12 protein-coding genes and 1 pseudogene are annotated in these 13,559 nt (G+C 64.9%); 10 read left to right on the forward strand and 3 right to left on the reverse strand.

Annotated features, from left to right (window positions below; translation table 11 throughout):
* The first annotated feature begins 85 nt into the window (after positions 1 to 85).
* The 8 genes from had (at position 86) to WV31_RS08795 (ending at position 8,081) form a co-directional block, all read left to right on the forward strand.
* On the forward strand, positions 86 to 1,162 hold the full coding sequence (gene had, locus WV31_RS08760; protein ID WP_085373190.1) for a 6-hydroxycyclohex-1-ene-1-carbonyl-CoA dehydrogenase: 1,077 nt from the start codon (positions 86 to 88) through the stop codon (positions 1,160 to 1,162).
* A 32-nt stretch (positions 1,163 to 1,194) separates the two neighbouring features.
* Entirely contained in the window at positions 1,195 to 2,328 is a 1,134-nt protein-coding gene (gene oah / locus WV31_RS08765) for a 6-oxocyclohex-1-ene-1-carbonyl-CoA hydratase (RefSeq protein ID WP_085373191.1), read from the forward strand.
* 1 nt (position 2,329) lies between these two features.
* Complete coding sequence (locus WV31_RS08770; RefSeq protein ID WP_085373192.1) at positions 2,330 to 3,109, forward strand: cyclohexa-1,5-dienecarbonyl-CoA hydratase; 780 nt, start codon at positions 2,330 to 2,332, stop codon at positions 3,107 to 3,109.
* 1 nt (position 3,110) lies between these two features.
* Positions 3,111 to 4,286 (forward strand): benzoyl-CoA reductase subunit C, encoded by a 1,176-nt coding sequence (gene bcrC, locus WV31_RS08775; protein WP_085373193.1) that lies wholly within the window; start codon positions 3,111 to 3,113, stop codon positions 4,284 to 4,286.
* A gap of 4 nt (positions 4,287 to 4,290) precedes the next feature.
* The gene (gene bcrB / locus WV31_RS08780; protein ID WP_085373194.1) at positions 4,291 to 5,589 is read left to right on the forward strand and encodes a benzoyl-CoA reductase subunit B; all 1,299 of its coding nucleotides are present in this window, start codon (positions 4,291 to 4,293) and stop codon (positions 5,587 to 5,589) included.
* Between the two features lie 14 nt (positions 5,590 to 5,603).
* Complete coding sequence (gene bcrA, locus WV31_RS08785; protein WP_085373195.1) at positions 5,604 to 6,896, forward strand: benzoyl-CoA reductase subunit A; 1,293 nt, start codon at positions 5,604 to 5,606, stop codon at positions 6,894 to 6,896.
* 20 nt (positions 6,897 to 6,916) lie between these two features.
* Entirely contained in the window at positions 6,917 to 7,756 is an 840-nt protein-coding gene (bcrD, locus tag WV31_RS08790) for a benzoyl-CoA reductase subunit D (protein WP_085373196.1), read from the forward strand.
* An 85-nt stretch (positions 7,757 to 7,841) separates the two neighbouring features.
* On the forward strand, positions 7,842 to 8,081 hold the full coding sequence (locus WV31_RS08795) for a YfhL family 4Fe-4S dicluster ferredoxin (RefSeq protein ID WP_068434200.1): 240 nt from the start codon (positions 7,842 to 7,844) through the stop codon (positions 8,079 to 8,081).
* 61 nt (positions 8,082 to 8,142) lie between these two features.
* Here WV31_RS08795 and WV31_RS08800 read toward each other — a convergent pair whose 3' ends face one another.
* The gene (locus WV31_RS08800; protein WP_085373197.1) at positions 8,143 to 9,810 is read right to left on the reverse strand and encodes a tetratricopeptide repeat protein; all 1,668 of its coding nucleotides are present in this window, start codon (positions 9,808 to 9,810) and stop codon (positions 8,143 to 8,145) included.
* A gap of 9 nt (positions 9,811 to 9,819) precedes the next feature.
* Positions 9,820 to 10,503 carry a class I SAM-dependent methyltransferase gene (locus tag WV31_RS08805; protein ID WP_085373198.1) on the reverse strand — a complete coding sequence of 228 codons (684 nt, stop codon included), beginning with the start codon at positions 10,501 to 10,503 and terminating at the stop codon, positions 9,820 to 9,822.
* A 37-nt stretch (positions 10,504 to 10,540) separates the two neighbouring features.
* Between WV31_RS08805 and WV31_RS08810 the strand changes: the two genes are divergently transcribed.
* Entirely contained in the window at positions 10,541 to 11,065 is a 525-nt protein-coding gene (locus tag WV31_RS08810; RefSeq protein ID WP_085373199.1) for a YdcF family protein, read from the forward strand.
* Positions 11,066 to 11,417: 352 nt separating this feature from the next.
* Positions 11,418 to 12,740: pseudogene (locus WV31_RS22415) on the forward strand (methyl-accepting chemotaxis protein); the annotation flags it as partial.
* Between the two features lie 387 nt (positions 12,741 to 13,127).
* Here the strand turns inward: WV31_RS22415 and WV31_RS08825 are convergent.
* Positions 13,128 to 13,547 carry an ArsC/Spx/MgsR family protein gene (locus tag WV31_RS08825; RefSeq protein ID WP_085375536.1) on the reverse strand — a complete coding sequence of 140 codons (420 nt, stop codon included), beginning with the start codon at positions 13,545 to 13,547 and terminating at the stop codon, positions 13,128 to 13,130.
* Positions 13,548 to 13,559: the final 12 nt, after the last annotated feature.

Consider the following 13,559-nt stretch of genomic DNA (forward strand, 5'->3'; position numbering starts at 1 on the left):
CGTATTTACGGAATAATACAAGGGCAGCTCCCCCAGCCTCGGCGGGAGGGGCTGGCGATAACGGGAAAAGAGAGAGGGAAACGGAATGAGCAAGTCCGCTTATCGTTGGATGATGACCGGCGTCGGCCAGCCCATGGTCAAGGAGGCGATGGAACTCGCCGCCCCGGGCGCCGGCGAGGTTCTGGTGGAGATCGCCGGCTGCGGCGTCTGCCATACCGACATGGACTACTATTACAATGGCGTTCGCACCAACCATGCCTTGCCGCTGGCGCTGGGCCACGAGATTTCGGGCCGCGTGATCAATACCGGCGCGGGTGCGGAAGGCTGGGCCGGCAAGGCCGTGATCATCTCCGCCGTCATCCCCTGCGGCGAGTGCGATCTGTGCAAGCGCGGCAAGGGCACCATCTGCCGCTCGCAGAAGATGCCGGGCAACGACCTGCAGGGCGGCTTCGCCACCCACATCACCGTTCCCGCCAACGGCCTGTGCGAGGTCGACGAGGCCCGCCTGAAGGCCGCCGGCCTTGAGCTCTCGGAAGTCTCCGTGGTCGCCGACGCGCTGACCACTCCCTATCAGGCGGCGGTCCAGGCCGGCATCGGCCAGGGCGATCTGGTGATCGTCATCGGCTGCGGCGGCGTGGGCGGTTATTCCGTCCAGGTGGCCTCGGCCATGGGCGCCAAGGTGGTGGCTCTCGACATCGACCCCGCCAAGCTGGAAGCGGTCAAGGCGGCCGGCGCGACCCTGGGGCTCAACCCCAAGGACTTCGCCAGCACCCGCGATCTCAAGAAGGAGATCGGCGCCTTCGCCAAGGCCCAGGGCCTGCGCTCCACCGAGTGGATCATCATGGAATGCTCCGGCTCGGTTCCCGGCCAGCAGACCGCCTTCGACCTGATGGTCCACGGCTGCACCATCTGCGTGGTGGGCTACACCATGAACAAGGCGGAGTTCCGCCTGTCGAACCTGATGGCCTTCCACGCCCGCGCCCTGGGCAACTGGGGCTGCGGCCCCGACCTGTATCCGGGCGCGCTCGAGCTGGTGCTGTCGGGCAAGGTCAACATCAAGAACTTCGTCGAGCGCCGTCCGCTGGACAGCATCAACGACACTTTCGCCGCCGTGCACGACCACAAGCTGTCGCGCCGCGCCGTGCTGTGCCCCAACGCCTAAAAGAAATCCTGTAGAGAGGGAGAAATCAGGTCATGAAGAAGGAAACCGCTGGCATCGTCGACCGTACGGCGCCCGCCCACCTCAACGATCACAATCTGGTTCCCACCACCATCGTTCCCGGCGTGCTGTACGAGAAGCGCCCGGCCAAGCGCGCCGACGGCAGCGTGGCCGAGGGTCTGTACAACGTCTGGATCACCCTGGACAACCAGAAGCAGTACAACTCCTACACCACCGACATGGTGAAGGGCGTGATCATGGGCTTCCGCGAGGCGTCCAACGCCCGCGACGTGTCCTCGGTGGTGTTCACCGGCGCCGGCGACAAGGCGTTCTGCACCGGCGGCAACACCAAGGAATACGCCGAGTACTATGCCGGCAACCCGCAGGAATACCGCCAGTACATGCGGCTGTTCAACGACATGGTCTCGTCGATCCTGGGCTGCGACAAGCCGGTGATCTGCCGCGTCAACGGCATGCGCATCGGCGGCGGCCAGGAAATCGGCATGGCCGCCGACTTCTCGGTGGCCCAGGACCTGGCCAAGTTCGGCCAGGCCGGCCCCAAGCACGGCTCGGCCCCCATCGGCGGCGCCACCGACTTCCTGCCGGTCATGGTCGGCTGCGAGCAGGCCATGGTGTCCGGTTCGCTGTGCGAGCCCTGGTCGGCCCACAAGGCCTACCGTCTGGGCATCATCATGGACGTGGTTCCGGCGCTGAAGGTCGACGGCAAGTTCGTCGCCAACCCGCTGGTGATCACCGACCGCATGGTCGACGAGTACGGCCGCATCATCCACGGCGAGTCCAAGACCGGTGCCGAGTTGGCCGCCGGCAAGGAGCTCTTGAAGAAGGGCACCATCGACCTGTCGCTGCTCGACGCCAAGGTCGAGGAGATCTGCGCCAAGATCCTGCACACCTTCCCGGATTGCTTTACCAAGACCATCCAGGAACTGCGTAAGCCCAAGCTGAACGCCTGGAACGCCAACAAGGAAAACAGCCGCGACTGGCTGGGCCTCAACATGATGACCGAGGCCCGCACCGGCTTTAGGGCTTTCAATGAAGGACCTAAGGAGGACCGCGAGATCGACTTCGTGGCCCTGCGTCAGGCCCTGGCCAAGGGCGCTCCGTGGACTCCCGAACTGATCGAGTCCCTGATCCCCAAGGCGGGCCACTAATATGGCCGAGGCGACCTCCAACTGCCTGAAGGTCTGGAAGGACCGCGACGGGAAGCTGCTTCGGCTGCGCCTGTCGCGGCCCAAGGCCAACATCGTCGACGCCGAGATGATCGCGGCGTTGACGGCGGCCCTGGCCGACGCCCACGAGGATTCCGCCCTGCGCGGCGTGCTCATCGACCACGAGGGGCCGCACTTCAGCTTCGGCGCCTCGGTGGCCGAGCACATGCCCGACCAGTGCGCCGACATGCTGGCCAGCCTGCACAAGCTGGTCATCGCCATGGTCGACTTCCCGCTCCCCATCCTGGTCGCCGTGCGCGGCCAGTGTCTGGGCGGCGGCCTGGAAGTCGCCCTGGCCGGCCACATGATGTTCGTCTCGCCCGACGCCAAGCTGGGCCAGCCGGAGATCGTGCTGGGCGTGTTCGCCCCGGCGGCATCCTGCCTGCTGCCCGAGCGCATGCCCCGGGTGGCCGCCGAGGATCTGCTCTATTCGGGCCGGTCCATCGACGGCGCCGAGGCTGCCCGTCTGGGTATCGCCAATGCGGTGGTGGACGATCCGGAAACCGCCGCTCTGGCCTGGTTCGACAACGGCCCGGCCAAGCACTCGGCCGCAAGCCTGCGTTTCGCGGTCAAGGCCGCCCGTCTCGGCATGAACGAGCGGGTCAAGGCCAAGATCGCTGAAGTTGAAGCCCTTTATCTCAACGGCCTGATGGCCACCCACGACGCAGTCGAGGGTTTGAACGCCTTTCTCGAAAAGAGGCCGGCACTTTGGGAGGACCGATAGGATGTCTGGAAAGAATAAAAGCGTCGCCGACATCATGGCCGTTTGCCAGGAGATGTTCGAAGACCTGAACTTCACGTATGCCCGCAAGTGGAAGGACGCCAAGCCCGGCCGCAAGGTCGTCGGTTTCCTGCCCGTCTACTCGCCCATCGAGATGATCCATGCGGCCGGCTGCCTGCCGCTCGGCATCTTCGGCGGCGGCGACCAGATGGAAGTCATCCACGGCGACGCCTACTATCAGAGCTACATCTGCCGCATTCCGCGCTCGACCATCGAACTGGGCGTCACCAACCGTCTCGACTTCGTCGACGGCATGATCTTCCCGTTCGTCTGCGACGTGATCCGCAACCTGTCGGGCATCTGGAAGCTGATGTTCCCGAACGTGTGGTCCAAGTTCTTCGACACGCCCCAGAACTACGACAAGTCCATCGGCGGCACCTATTACGTCCAGGAACTGCACGAGTTGAAGGAAGGCCTGGAGGCCATGACCGGCCGCAAGATCAGCGACGACGACATCCGTCGCTCCATCGGCCTGTACAACGAGAACCGCCGCCTGATCCGCGAGGTCTACGCCTTCCGTGCCAAGCAGCCCTGGCTGGCCCCCACCTCCGAGGTCTACGTGCTGATGCGCGCCGGCCTGATGATGGACGTGGAAGAGCACAACCAGATGCTCAAGGACTACATGGCCGCCGCGTCCAAGGAAGACCGGCCGAAGCGCGACAACGTCCGCATCTCCATCTACGGCTCGTTCTGCGAGCAGCCGCCGCTGAACCTGATCAAGTCCATCGAGATGGCCGGCTGCTACGTGGTCGATGACGACTACTCGCTGAACAACCGCTTCCTGATGGTGGACGTCCCCACCAGCGGCGACCCGCTGGAGGCCCTGGCCACCACCTATATCGAGAACTCGGTGGAGACCTCGTGCAAGTACGTCCCCGACGGCAAGGTCAAGGGCCAGTTCCATGTGGACGCGGTCAAGGCCTGCGGCGCCGAGGGCGTGATCTACGCGACCCCCAGCTTCTGCGATCCGGCCCTGCTGGACCGCCCGATGGTCTGCAACAAGCTGTCGGAAGCCGGCATCCCCTACATCGCCTTCAAGTACGCCGAAAATTCGGGCCAGATGCAGCCGATCCGCGAGCAGGCTGGCACCTTCGCCGATTCCATCAAGCTGTGGAGCTGACATCATGAGCAAGCCTGAAGCCGTCAAAGAGCCGTCGATGGAAATGCAGAAGGCGATGATCGCTCGTAACTACGACGCGATCACGTCCAAGCACGAGACCGGCCGCAAAGTGTCCTCCACCTTCGTTCCGGGCAACCTGAACGAACTGCTGATGTGTTTCGACATCGTCAACAACCTTCCCGAGATCAACGCCATCCAGGCCGGCATGCGCAAGGCCTCGGGCGGCTACATCATGGAAGCCGAGAAGTCGGGCCATTCCGAGGACGTCTGCACCTACGTGAAGGCCGATATCGGCCAGATGTCCAAGGGCAACATCGCGCCCAACGGCAAGCCCTATCCCAACCCCGACGTGCTGATGCTCAGCTACACCGGCTGCTACACCTTCATGAAGTGGTTCGAGCTGCTGCGTGAAGAGTACAAGTGCCCGACCCTGATGCTGCACGTGCCCTACGAGGGCGACGGCCACTCCACCAAGAACATGCGCGACTACATCGTCAAGCAGCTCAAGGAAGTGGTCATTCCGGGCCTGGAGCAGGTCTCGGGCGTCAAGTTCGACATCGACCGCCTGCGCCAGTACCTGCGCAACTCGGCCAAGGCCGAGGACAACCTGGTGTGGTGCCTGGAGCAGGGCAAGAAGAAGCCCTCGCCCATCGACGCCTATTTCGGCGGCGTGTACTACATCGGTCCGATCTTCACCGCCTTCCGTGGCACCGAGGACGCGGTCACCTATTACGAGATGCTGCGCAAGGAAGTGCAGAACCGCGTCGATGCCAAGCAGGGTCCGCTGACCCCCGAAGGCACCTACTTCAACGACCAGAAGTACCGTCTGATCGTCGAGGGTCCGCCCAACTGGACCAACTTCCGTGAGTTCTGGAAGATGTTCTACGACGAGGGCGCGGTCGTGGTCGCCTCCTCCTACACCAAGGTGGGCGGTCTCTACGACCAGGGCTTCCGTCACGACCCCGACAACCCCCTGGAATCGCTGGCCGATTACTGCCTGGGTTGCTACACCAACCTCAACCTGCCGACCCGCGTCGATCTGCTGGCCAAGTATGTCGAGGAATACGAGGCCGACGGCCTGCTGATCAACTCCATCAAGAGCTGCAACAGCTTCTCGGCCGGTCAGCTGATGATCATGAAGGAAGTCGAGCGCCGCACCGGTCGCCCGGGCGCCTTCATCGAAACCGACCTGGTCGATCCGCGCTACTTCTCGGCGGCCAACGTCAAGAACCGCCTGGAAAGCTACTTCCAGATGATCGAGCAGAAGCGCCGTGGCGGCGGCTCCAAGACCGTTGCCGCGTAAGGGAGGGAAATACAATGCGTTGTTTCATCGGCATTGACCTGGGTTCCACCACCACCAAGGCGGTGGTCATGGACGAAAACCTGCAGGTCATGGGACGCGGCATCACCAATTCGCGTTCCAACTACGACACCGCGGCCGCCGTTTCCAAGCAGGAAGCGCTGATCGACACCCGTCTCACCCTGTTCCGCCGCGCTCTGTCGAACGTGTCGGAGGTGTCGGGCCAGGTCGACGGCATCCTGTCGGATCTGGAGCGCAACTTCCGCCACGTCCAGTTCCTCGAGCAGCTGGACGACCTGGAGCAGACCTGCGTCGCCAACATCAAGGGCCCGCGCTTCGCGGGCCGCGAAAAGGCGGTGATCGAGGCTCTGGAAGGCACCTTCTCGCGGCTGCGCGACAGCTCGGCCAAGCAGTACGCCCCCGGCGTCAAGCGCAAGTCGGACTTCTTCCGCGATCTGGCCGGCGCCGAGTTCATGAGCCACGGCGAAGCCGTGTGCAAGGAGGCCGGTCTCGGCTTCGACCTGATCCTCAACGTCTATGACAAGTCGATCATCGAAGTGGAAAACCGTCCGCCGGCCGGCGACATGGAGGGCAAGTTCGTCCGCGCCCTGGAAAAGGGCACCATGACCGGCTCGTCGATCCTCAAGCCGGTGCAGGAAGCCCTGGCCATTCCGCTGGAGGAGACCTACGTGGTCGGCACCGGCTATGGCCGCGTCCGCCTGCCCTTCCCCAAGGAGCACATCCGCTCCGAGATCCTGTGCCACGGCCTGGGCGCCCACATGATGTACCCGGACACCCGCACGGTGCTGGACATCGGCGGCCAGGACACCAAGGGCATCCAGGTGGACCCGGTGGGCATCGTCGAGAACTTCCAGATGAACGACCGTTGCGCCGCGGGCTGCGGACGTTATCTGGGCTACATCGCCGACGAGATGAACATGGGCCTGCACGAGCTGGGTCCGCTGGCCATGAACTCGACCAAGCAGGTGCGCATCAACTCCACCTGCACCGTGTTCGCCGGCGCCGAGCTGCGTGACCGTCTGGCTCTGGGCGAAAAGCGCGAGGACATCCTGGCCGGTCTGCACCGCGCCATCATCCTGCGCGCCATGTCGATCCTGTCCCGCGCCGGTGGCGTCAAGGACCAGTTCACCTTCACCGGTGGCGTCGCCAAGAACGAGGCGGCGGTGCGCGAGCTGCGCAAGCTGATCAAGGAAAACTACGGCGACGTGACCATCAACATCGACCCGGACTCGATCTACACCGGTGCTCTGGGCGGCGCGACCTTCGCCGTCCGCGCGGTCGTCAACTGAGCCGGAAGGGAGGAAAACCCATGTCTGAACTCATCACCGCCGGTATCGACATCGGCTCGGGCTGCATCAAGACCGTGCTGTTCAAGGTCAACGGCGACAAGCAGGAATGGCTGGCCAAGGAAAACTCGCGCATCCGCAACCGCGATCCCTTCCAGCTGACCACCGAGGCCTATGAGCACATGCTCAAGACCGCGGGCGTCAAGAAGGAGGACGTCGCCTATGTCGCCTCCACCGGCGACGCCGAGAACCTGAAGTTCGCCACCGGCCACTTCTACTCCATGACCACCCATGGCCGTGGCGCCCTGTTCCTCAACCCCGAGGCCCGCTCGGTGCTCGACATCGGCGCTCTGAACGGCCGCGCCATCAAGATCGATGCCTCGGGCAAGGTGCTCTCCTACAAGATGACCAGCCAGTGCGCTTCCGGGTCGGGCCAGTTCCTCGAGAACATCGCCCGCTACCTCGGCATCGCCCAGGACGAAATCGGCTCGCTGTCGCAGAAGGCCGACGACCCCGAGAAGGTGTCGTCCATCTGCGCCGTGCTGGCCGAAACCGACGTCATCAACATGGTGTCGCGCGGCATCTCGGCCTCGAACATCCTCAAGGGCATTCACGTGTCCATGGCGGTGCGTCTGGCCAAGCTGCTGAAGTCCATCGGCGCCGTGGACGGCATCGTCCAGGTCACCGGCGGTCTGGCGCTCGACACCGGCCTGGTCGCCGCCCTGAACGAGGCGGCCGAGCAGGAGAAGGTCAACCTCAAGGCCGTGTCCCATCCGGACTCGATCTATGCCGGTGCCATCGGTGCCGCCATCTGGGGCGCCTTCCGTCACGAAAAGCTGGCCCGCCTGGGTCAAGCGGCGTAATATCCCCCCGTTTCCCGGTCACCCGCGATCAACGCGGGGACCGGGAACGGCCAAAAGTGGGGTTGCCAGGAGAGAGGAAAAACCCATGTCCCTGAAGATTACCGACGACTGCACCAGCTGCGACGCCTGCGTTTCGGCTTGCCCGAACGAGGCCATTTCCGCCGGCGACGTGATCTACGTGATCGACGCGTCCCGCTGCTCCGAGTGCGTCGGCGCCGAAGACAGCCCGCAGTGCCAGATGGTCTGCCCGGCCGACTGCATCGTTCAGCATGAAGTCGAGAGCAAGGACGCCCTGCTGGCCAAGTACAAGGCCATCCACGGCTGACCTTGAGGCCTCGGGCCTTAGGTTCGGAAAACCCCCGCCAGGTCATCCCGGCGGGGGTTTTTCATTTGAAGCGGGATAACTCGCCAGCCACCCGCTGCGCCAACCCGTCCCAATCCCCGGCCCGTGTCTGGTGGAACAGGCGCATGGAGGGATACCAGGGGCAATCGGCGCGACCATCCAGCCAGCGCCAGTCGGGAACCGCCTGAAGCAGGACCCAGACCGGCCGTCCCAGCGCACCGGCCAGATGGGCGATGGCCGTATCCGACGTGATGACCAGATCCAGGTTCATCATCACCGCGGCGCTGTCGAGAAAGGCTCCGGGGCCGGCGTCAAAATCCGCCCCCAGGGTCTCGACCGTCATACCGGTCGGGAGGCCATCCAACTGCTCCACCCCCTCGTTCTTCTGCAGGCTGATCAGCCGAATGTGGGGAATCGCGGCCAACGGAGCCAGGCAAGCCAGAGGGATCGAACGGCCCTTGTCCACCTTGGCGGTGGGATTGCCCTGCCAGACGAGACCGACCCGCAGGCCCGGGCGAGATTGCAGCCAATCCCGCCAGAGGGCGATCCTGGCGGGGTCGGCCGCCAAGTAAGGCGCCGGGGCCGGAACGGCATCGGCGGTGACGCCCAGCAGATGCGGCAGACTCAGCATCGGGGCATGGACGTCGAAGTGCGGCAGGGCTTCGCCCCGCGCCACGATCTCGACGCCGGGCAATCCGTCCAGCAACCGTTTCAGGGCCTTTTGCACCACCACGACCACCTTCCACCCCTGCTTCGCCAGCAGCGGCGCGAAGCGGATGAACTGGATGGTGTCGCCCAGGCCCTGCTCCTCCCAGATCAGGAGGGTCCGTCCCGCCGCCGCGTCCCCGGTCCAGAACGGCTGGGGATAGGTGTCGGCGGTCTGGACCGTTTGCCAGCGCCATTCATATTCGCGCCAGCCCTCGGCGAACTCCCCGGCCCGCAGCAGCGAGTGAGCCAGATTCCAATGGGCGGCGGCGTAATCGGAGCGGAGCGCGATGGCCTGACGATAGGCCTCGATCGCGGGCCGTGTTTGCCCGGTCTCCTGGAGGGAACAGCCAAGGTTGTAGCGCAATTCCGGGTCTTCGGGGTTCATACCGATGGCCTTTTCCAGGCCGGCGATGGCCTCGACGCTCCGTCCCAGGGCATGCAGGGTAATGCCCAGGTTGTTCTGTGCCATGGAAAAGCCCGGCGCAATCCGCAATGCCTGCTCGAAGCAGGCCAGGGCCTCCTCCAGACGCCCCTGGCTGCGGTAGATGTCTCCAAGGGCGTTCCATGGCGAGGAGGCGTCCGCGTCGGCCAGGTCCCGGCAGCGTTCAAGGACCTTCGCGGCCTCGTCGAGTTGGCCGAGCCCCCGCAGCGCCAAGCCGAGATTGTAGAATTGGACCCAATCCTCCGGCCGGGCGGAGACAGCCTTCCTGAAGTTGCTGGCCGCCTCGGAGAACCGCGACAGAGCCAGTTGCACTTCACCAAGGGTAATGACAGCCTGGATTCGTGCCGGATCCTGCCTGACCACCTTGCCCAGCAGGTCCACCGCCGTGTCGTGATCGCCGCGGCGAAAGGCCACGGACCCCAGGATATGCATGGCCGCGGTGTTGCGCCGATCGATGGAGAGCATACGCTGGCACTCGGCGGCAGCCAGATCCAGGTTGCCGCCCTGAAAAGCCTGGACCGCCCGCAGGAACAGGGATTGAAGCAATGCCGCGTTAATCATCCCAGGTCCCTATTCCTTGCGCAGCAGGTTGACGCGCATGGGCTGTTCGAAGGCGAAGCCGCCGTCCTCGGCCGGCTTGGCCAGGCGGGCGAAGCGTTCACGCATCTCGGCGTCCAGTTCGACGAACCTGGCCTCGCGCTCGGTGTTGGCCGAGACGATCTTGTCGCGGAAGGCGTCGTAATCCTTGAGCACCATGGGATGCAGGTAGGTGAACTCGCTCTCCTCCTCCAGCCCGTGGACCCAGGCGCCCTTGACCGAGGCCAGCGCCGCCCCCCTCACCCAGGTTTCGTCGTCGATGGGCTGCACCGCCTCGAAGAAGGCGCCCCAGGGCAGCGGCTCGGAGACATAGACCTCGCCACCCGGCTTCAGCACCCGGGCCGCCTCGGCCAGAGCCTTGGCCTGGAAGGCGATGGGAATGTGGTGCAGCGAGTTGAAGAACACCACGGCGTCGGCGCTTTCGTCATCGGCGGGCAACGCCTGGCCCACGCCCTCGACGATCTCCTCGTCGGCCACCCGGGCCGCGGCGCGGGCCTTGGCCAACTGGCGCGGGCTGCATTCCACCCCCAGCACATGGGCGCCGAAGCGGGTCATCAGGCGCGCCAGCGCGCCGTCTCCGCAGCCCACGTCGATGACCCGCTTGCCTTCCAGCGCCAGGGTCTCCACGATGACGTCGGTGTTGCGGCGCTTGTCCATGGCACTCTCCTTGAAATCCGTTGCCCACAGTTAAGAGATGTCCGCCGCTTCTGTCGATAGCTTCGATGCCGCCATCGTGCTGGGCGCCATGGTGCGTCCCGACGGCAGCCCCAGCCCGGCCATGGCGCGGCGGGTGGCGCGGGGCGTCCGGCTGATCAAGGAGGGCCGGGCCGCCCATCTCCTGATGAGCGGCGGCGCGGTTCGCCACCCGGTGCCCGAGGCCCATGTGATGCGCGACCTCGCCCTTCGGGCCGGCATTCCGGCCGGGCGGCTGCACGTGGAGGACGCTTCCGTCAACACCATCGGCAACGCCCTGCTGTCCAGGCCCATCGTCGAGGAGCGCGGCTGGGCGCGGTTGGCCGTGGTCACCGACGCCTGCCACATGGCGCGCTCGCTCTATATCTTCCGCCGCCTCGGCCTGCCGGTGAGTGCGGTGCCGGCCTGGCCGTCGGGCAGCCCTGGCGCAGAATGGTACGCGGCCTGGATCCGCGAGGCCTTTGCCGCGCCCTGGACCATCGCCAGGGTTGAAAAGATAATTTTCATCCATACCATACTTAAGTGACTTGTATAGGGCCGCCCCTCCCAAAAAACACATCGGCGGACGGCAAAGCCCAGTCGCCGCGTTTTTTGGGAGACCTCATGAACAGACCGAGCATCCTTGCCCCCGCCGTTCATAGAGCCCGAGGCACGCTCGGTTTTGGGCATCACCCCGTAGCGCCCCGAGACATGAACATTCATTGAGAATTCACCTTATGGCCAATGGAGGATAACCAAGACTTTTTAGCAATGCTAATTCTACCTAGGGAGGTAAGACAGACAGAGAAAACGTCCAATCCTGTTGCGGAAAATCAGGCCCGTCCAGCCGCAACCTTTAAGCCGAATCGCCGAGCCATCTGCCTTGAGGGGGAAGTACTATGCCTGCGCTGTCCGATTACAAGATTTCGACCCGCCTCACCGCCTCGACACTGCTGGCCAGCGCATTCCTGGCCATCGTCGCCCTGCTCGGCATCCAGGGCATGTCGTCCATCAGTTCCGGCCTGAAGACGGTCTACGAGGACCGGACCGTCTGCCTGGTCCAACTCGGCACGATCCAGCGCGCCCTGTTCGGCACCCGCATTCTCGTCCTTAAGATGATCGACCAGGAGCGCTTCAGCGAAGCCACGGCGGCCGAAATCGCCAAACTCGATTCAATCGTCGACGGGCAGTGGAAGGAATACATCTCCACCTTTCTCACCCCGGACGAAAAGCTCATCGCCGACGAATTCCACAAGTACCTGACCGAGTACCGCCAGCATCGATCAAAGGTCATGGGGTTGGCCCAGATGGCCGACTTCTCCAATGCCCGCAYYTMCGCCAAKGAGGTGGCGATCAAGTCATTCCAGGCCGCCGACGCGGCGCTGGTGCGCGACATCGAGTTGCAGGAACGCGAAGCCAAGACCGAATTCCTGAAAGCCTCGAACGCCTTCGACCGCAGCCTTGCGCTCAGCATCGTCATCTCGGCCTGCGCCCTGGCGTTCGGACTGGCGCTGTCCTACATCATCGCCCGGTCGATCAGCGGATCGGTGAACGCCATGACCGCCACCATGTCCAAGCTGGCCTCGGGCGACAAGAGCGTGGAGATTCCCGCCACCGCCAACAAGGACGAAATCGGCGAGATGGCCCGCGCCGTCCAGGTGTTCAAGGAGAGCATGATCCAGGCCGAGCGCCTGGAAGCCGAGGCCCGCGCCGAGCAGGAGCGTGAAGTGGCCAGGGGCCGTAAGCGCGAGCTGCTCACCGCCGATTTCGACGTAATGATCCGCCGGGTGATCGCCAAGGTGGACAGCACGGTCCAAAGCGTCCACTCCACCTCCACCAGCCTGCACGCCGCCGCCGAGCAGACCTCGCGCCAGAGCGCCGCCGTCGCCGCCGCCGCCGAGGAGGCCACCGCCAACATCCAGACGGTCGCCTCGGCGGCCGAGGAACTGGGCGCCTCGACCCACGAGATCAGCCGCCGGGTCCAGGACACCACCCGCATCACCCAGGAAGCGGTGGATGGGGTGCAGACCGCCGAYKCCACGGTGGAAGGCCTGTCSWCCGCCGCCCAGAAGATCGGCGAGATCGTCAGCCTGATCAACGACATCGCSGCCCAGACCAACCTGCTGGCCTTGAACGCYACCATCGAGGCGGCCCGCGCCGGCGAGGCGGGCAAGGGCTTTGCCGTGGTCGCCAACGAGGTCAAGCACCTGGCCACCCAGACCGCCAAGGCCACCAGCGAGATCGCCGAACAGATCGGSGGCATCCAASCCACCACCACAAAGCGCCGTCAGCGCCATCAAGACGGTGGGCGCCGCCATCTCACGGGTGGACGAGGTGGTCTCCTCCATCGCCGCCGCGGTGGAAGAACAGAATGCCGCCACCCAGGAGATCGTGCGCAACGTCCAGGAAGCCGCCAACGGCAATCACGAGGTGACCAGCAACATCACCGAGGTGTCGTCGGCCGCCCACATGACCGGCGAGATGGCGTCGAACATGTACAAGGTGGCCGAAGTGCTGGAGGAATCCGGCACCAGCCTGGGCAAGCACGTGGAGACCTTCCTCTCCAGCGTCAAGGCGGTGTGACCGGGGGGGGGGCGGAGAACCCCGCCCTACCGCCCGGGGACCGAGCAGACTCCGTCGCTGCGCGGGCAGGTCTCCGGGATGGGCTCGAAGGCCGGGGCCAGCCCGATCCAGCCGGCCACCGCCGCCTCGTCGAAGCCGGCCATGCGCCGGCCGCCGCTTTCCATCAGGGGGCGGCGGATCAGCAGCGGGTCCAGGCACATTTCGGCCAGCGCGTCCTCTTCCCCCATGGCTTCCGGCACCACCGCCCCCGACTTGACCCGAGGGGCCGCGCGGTTGAACCATTGCGCCACCGGCAAGCCCGCGAAGAACGGCCGCAGCGCTTGCGGCGTCCAGCCCTGGGCGCGGATATCCAACGCCACCACGTCGTGTCCCGAACGCGACAGCAGCTGCTTTTGCCGGGTGTTGTTGCTGCAGCCCGGCTTTTCGTAGAAGACGACCAGCGCCATCATCCGTTTCTC

Source organism: Magnetospirillum sp. ME-1, from assembly GCF_002105535.1.
Lineage (GTDB): Bacteria > Pseudomonadota > Alphaproteobacteria > Rhodospirillales > Magnetospirillaceae > Phaeospirillum.